Origin of the sequence: Arthrobacter sp. H35-D1 (assembly GCF_030063185.1) — a bacterium.
Taxonomy (GTDB): domain Bacteria; phylum Actinomycetota; class Actinomycetes; order Actinomycetales; family Micrococcaceae; genus Specibacter.
The window spans coordinates 1-3,628 of the sequence record NZ_JASISP010000053.1 but is presented as its reverse complement, the minus strand read 5'-3'; the positions used below and the strand labels follow the sequence as shown (position 1 = coordinate 3,628).

3 protein-coding genes are annotated in these 3,628 nt (G+C 55.2%); 2 read left to right on the top strand and 1 reads right to left on the bottom strand.

Features of this window, described 5'->3' with window-relative positions; genetic code table 11:
- Positions 1–709 precede the first annotated feature (709 nt).
- Positions 710–1,906, top strand: a complete 1,197-nt coding sequence (locus tag QMG25_RS20125; protein WP_283462881.1) for a TerC family protein — start codon at positions 710–712, stop codon at positions 1,904–1,906.
- A 169-nt stretch (positions 1,907–2,075) separates the two neighbouring features.
- On the opposite strand, the gene QMG25_RS20120 is transcribed toward QMG25_RS20125, so the two are convergent.
- The gene (locus QMG25_RS20120; RefSeq protein ID WP_283462879.1) at positions 2,076–2,471 is read right to left on the bottom strand and encodes a hypothetical protein; all 396 of its coding nucleotides are present in this window, start codon (positions 2,469–2,471) and stop codon (positions 2,076–2,078) included.
- Positions 2,472–3,029: 558 nt separating this feature from the next.
- On the opposite strand from QMG25_RS20120, the gene QMG25_RS20700 reads away from it, so the two are divergent.
- Entirely contained in the window at positions 3,030–3,170 is a 141-nt protein-coding gene (locus QMG25_RS20700) for a transposase (RefSeq protein ID WP_502866463.1), read from the top strand.
- Positions 3,171–3,628: the final 458 nt, after the last annotated feature.

The following is a 3,628-nucleotide window of genomic DNA, read 5'->3' as shown; positions in this document are numbered from 1 at the left end:
GGGAGTCTTTCACTCAGTACCAGAGCTGATCGAAAAAATCGAGGAATATATCCAGATCAACAACAACAACAAAAACCCGAAGCCCTTCTTCTGGACGGCACCCGCCGACTCCATCCTCGAAAAAGTCTCCCGCGGCCGCGTCGCCCTCCAAACCGTCAAGGAAAACTGAGACACTACACTAGACCGCCCTTGCAGGTCGCTGCGAGTTGACCATCCCACTGGATGTTCTTCCTTCGGGTGAGGAGTTGATGTGCTGACGAGCTCTGTGTGCAGTCGCCGTCTGAAAATGACAGGCCCGGTGGAGGCAATATTTCCAGCGGGGGGAGAGGAGAGGGATGTCCTCTCCTCCTTCGTTTAATTTTCCACTGTGCCGGTCAGCTATTGCGTGAGACGGGGAGTCTCACGCAATAGGCAACTGAGCAAGGAAGACCCGTTCAAGCGTTCCCGTGCCTGAACTGAACGGTCAACTATGTGTTGGCCTGTGCGACGATGGTTGCATTAAGGGCCTATTGACACTCGCCCCCAGGATTCGGTTTAGGTTAACGGCAGGATCGGATATGATGGGCAAAGCGTAGGGGAGTATCCCGCAGCGCTGAATCCGTCAACACGTAGAGCAACGATGCCCTGCCGGGTTCAGTGTCCGGTTTGTCATTAAGCCGGTGGAGAGACTTGCGGCGATTGTCGCTGCCTCCTACCGAAAGTTAAAGTCATGACTGTTTCACCCCTGATTTGGGGCATTACCATTGTGGTCATTCTCGGCCTGCTGGCCTTTGACTACTTCTTCCACATACGCAAAGCGCACATCCCCACCCTAAAAGAAGCGGCCGTCTGGTCCGCGATCTACGTAGGTCTGGCTGTTGTCTTTGGCATTGTAGTGCTCGTCTTTGGTGACTCAACGATGGGGAAAGAGTACTTCGCCGGGTACGTCACCGAGAAGGCACTGAGCGTTGATAACCTCTTTGTTTTCCTGGTCATCATGGCCAGCTTCAAGGTGCCCCGCGAAGACCAGCAGAAGGTTCTGCTGGTCGGCATCGTCTTTGCTCTGATTGCCCGCACCGGCTTCATCTTCGCTGGTGCCGCCCTCATTAACGCCTGGTCCTGGATGTTCTATATCTTCGGCATCATTTTGCTCATCACTGCCGGCAACTTACTCAAGGGCGAGGACAGCGGTGGCGACGAAGCGGACAACTTCATCATCAAGCTGGCCAAGCGCTTCTTCAACACCTCCGAGCACTACGACGGCGACAAGCTCGTCACTAAGATCGACGGCAAGAAGGTCCTCACCCCGATGCTGCTGGTCATGGTGGCCATTGGCGGCACCGACCTACTCTTCGCGCTGGATTCCATTCCGGCAATCTTCGGCCTGACCCAGAACGTGTACATTGTCTTCACAGCCACCGCGTTCTCTCTCATGGGCCTACGCCAGCTGTACTTCCTCCTTGACGGCCTGCTGGACCGGTTGATCTACCTGTCCTACGGCCTGGCCACCATCTTGGCCTTCATTGGTGTCAAGCTGGTACTGCATGCACTGCATGCACTGCATGAGAACAACCTGCCGTTCATCAACGGTGGCGAGCACGTACCTGTCTTTGAGATTTCAACAGAGCTGTCTCTGACGGTGATCATCGGCGTCTTGGCGGTCACTGTGGTGGCTTCACTGGTGAGCAAGTCGGGCAAGGCCCAGACTGTGTTCAACAATGCCCGCCGCCACGCCACCAGCTACCTAGAACTCGAATACACGGCCGATACGGCCGAGCGTGAGCGCGTGTACAACCTGCTCATGGACGAGGAGAAGGCCATCGCTGTCATGGAAACCAAGTACCGCGACAAGCACCCAGAATCAGAAGAAATCCTGGAACAGATAGCCGAGACACACCGCCAGCACACAGAGCACCTGTCCCGCTGAGACCGGGTGGGCGTCCTATCCTCTCTAGGGCAGGGCGCTCAGGCTGGCGGGCATGGACTTTGTTGATGCAAAGTGCTCTCTTACCACAGTTGCTGCTAAGGGACCACAGCAACTACGTAGCCAAATGCAGAACCCTGATTAACTGAGCATCTTAGTCATGAAACCCGGGTCAGAACATCATCGGGATGAATCCAGCCACGGTACACAGGATTGCCAAACACATGAGTATCCAGCCGATGATCAGGAAAGGGTTATCGTTTCGGGGCGGCTCCAGCCCCCACCGGACAGGGTGGCAATGGTCGTAATGGATCTCGATCCGGGTGCCAACATCCAATCCTTGGGTCTCTGCGTGATCGTGCAAGGAGATGTGCGGCGTGTCTTCGCTATCAGACCAGCGGAAACCTTTATATCCGCCAGCTTCGAAAACTTCAGCAGTTGTGTTGATCCATTGGCAACGGCGATTGGCCACGATCCAGCCCGCAATAACCAGCGGAATCCCGAGAATAAACCCCACCCACGACATCACTTCCAGTATCGGGCCAAAAGCGTCTGCGGGTCCGGTCATGCTCTGATCCTACGCGCAGGTAGGTGCTGGACTGGAAAACTGCCTGCGCCGGAGCGTTGTAGTCAACGGGGACGATGCCCGCTGCTGGTGCCTCGAACGGACTTTGTCGGGCTCTCCGCACTCCATAAAGCTAACAAGATCACGATGAAATCAAGGACTGAGGTGTACTAATGATATGGGAACAACGACTGCAGCATCATATGCGTCCGGATCGTAGGTGATGGTCCGACGCCCCTCGACCGAAGTCCTATGGCCCAGCAAGGGCACCCATGTGGATGTGGTGACGGCGAAGGGCTAACCAATCACGTTATCAACGATTATCAGCGAGGGCTTGCTTCTCGGAGTTGTCGTGTACGGCGAGGAAATGCGGTGCTGGCTATATCCGCCGGAAGGCGCCAACGGTTTCACGGCCCGTTTGCGTAGCGAAACGCAGGATTTCGTTGCGGAGAGTGCGTTCGGTTGGGGAGAGCTTCGTGGATAGTGTCCAGTTCGAGGTCGGTTATGGAAGGCTTTGCGCCCGTATCCTGAAGTGAGACAGTGTTTAGGAGAATCTGTTTCATGTCTAGTCGTCGTAAATTTAGTCCGGAGTTCAAGGCCGAGGCTGTTGAGTTGGTGATTTCCTCGGGCCGTCCGATCGTCCAGGTCGCGAACGAAATCGGGATCAGTGATGGCTCGTTGGGGAATTGGATGCGGGAGTAGAAAGAAGAACATCCCAAGGCCGGTGCCAAGGACCCCGGCCCGGTGGAGTGGTCGCAGTACAAAGCGCTGCAGGCCGAGAACGCAGAACTGAAACGGGAAATTGAATTTCCGGGAAAAGTCAGTGCCTTCTTCGCCGCGAAGCAACGATAGGCGAATATTATGCGTTTATTTGGCTGGAGAAGGCACACTACAAGATTGACTGGATGTGCCAGCAATTGAAGGTTCCCCCGTCTGTTAGCGGCCATGAAAAACTGCCCATAGGCGGCCACGAAACTGCCCACTGATGGCCAGCAGAAATGCCCATTGGTGGCCATGAGATCTGCCCACTCTTTTTTCTAGCATCGCCGTGTTGTTAACGGCGGGAGCCCCTTCCTGGGGTTTGATGTCGGTGTCTAATCGCACCAAACCAATCCAGGAAGAGGCTCTATATGAAGTCTGACGGAGAAATCATGGAAATT